Source organism: Polaromonas sp. P1_G2, assembly GCF_056405515.1.
This window is the reverse complement of record NZ_JBFUBY010000986.1, coordinates 1-489: the sequence shown is the minus strand read 5'-3', so window position 1 is coordinate 489 and position 489 is coordinate 1. Positions and strand designations below refer to the sequence as shown.

1 protein-coding gene is annotated in these 489 nt (G+C 63.8%); it reads left to right on the top strand.

Annotated features, from left to right (window positions below):
* Window positions 1-12: 12 nt before the first annotated feature.
* Window positions 13-489: methyl-accepting chemotaxis protein (locus tag AC1D0P_RS28680; protein ID WP_477679837.1), on the top strand; the 477-nt coding region annotated here is incomplete at its 3' end.

The following is a 489-nucleotide window of genomic DNA, read 5'->3' as shown; positions in this document are numbered from 1 at the left end:
GCGGAAGAGCGCATGCGCGAGGCGGTGATCCACGCTTTGCGCGGCGGGCTTGACCAATTGTCGCGCGGCAATCTCGGCTACCGCATCGAACAGGCGTTCGCAGCCGCTTACGAAACACTCAGGGCCGAATTCAACGCCAGCCTCGAAGCGCTGTCGCACTCGCTGGATGAGATCGCAGCGACAAGTGGCCGCGTACGACTGGCCTCGGCCAGCATTACCGAAGCCAATGAAAACCTCGCCCGCCGGACCGAGCAGCAGGCGGCGACGATCGAAGAGACAGCGGCCGCCCTCGACCAGATGAACACCACGGCGAAGAACGCATCCGACCGCGCCCGGCGGGCCAATGATATGATGGCCGAGGCACGCGCCGGTGCCGAGCATTCGGCCATCGTCGTACGCGAGGCGATCTCCGCCATGGAGAAGATCGAAAGCTCGTCGAGCGAGATCGGCCAGATCATCAACGTCATCGATGAGATCGCCTTCCAGACC